Origin of the sequence: Citrobacter sp. Cm038 (assembly GCF_030333105.1) — a bacterium.
Classification (GTDB): Bacteria; Pseudomonadota; Gammaproteobacteria; order Enterobacterales; family Enterobacteriaceae; genus Citrobacter; species Citrobacter murliniae.
In genome coordinates this window covers 1-337 of the sequence record NZ_JAOWGO010000008.1, presented here as the reverse complement: position 1 = coordinate 337, position 337 = coordinate 1, and the positions used below count along the sequence as shown (strand labels likewise).

The 337-nt window shown below is 53.1% G+C and carries 1 protein-coding gene and 1 tRNA gene; one reads left to right on the top strand and one right to left on the bottom strand.

Annotated features, from left to right (window positions below; translation table 11 throughout):
- On the top strand, positions 1-221 hold a 221-nt coding region (locus tag OGY01_RS00720), incomplete at its 5' end, for a hypothetical protein (RefSeq protein WP_286492245.1).
- Between the two features lie 37 nt (positions 222-258).
- Here OGY01_RS00720 and OGY01_RS00715 read toward each other — a convergent pair.
- Positions 259-335, bottom strand: a tRNA-Arg gene (locus OGY01_RS00715).
- Positions 336-337: the final 2 nt, after the last annotated feature.

The window sequence follows — 337 nt, the reverse complement described above, 5'->3', positions numbered from 1 at the left end:
GGAGGATTCGAACCTCCGACCGCTCGGTTCGTAGCCGAGTACTCTATCCAGCTGAGCTACGGATGCATCAGGGAAACTTACTTTACTGCAGATTTGACATCGCTGCTAAAGCAACATCAGATAATATGGTGCATCCGGGAGGATTACTCGGCTGCGCCTTGCCCTACGGGTCGTTGCTGAAGCAACGCTATCCTCCCTGGCACTCGCGATTAACTCGCTGACCATGAAACAACAGCTTAGCTGTTATCTCGGAGAATATGGTGCATCCGGGAGGATTCGAACCTCCGACCGCTCGGTTCGTAGCCGAGTACTCTATCCAGCTGAGCTACGGATGCAA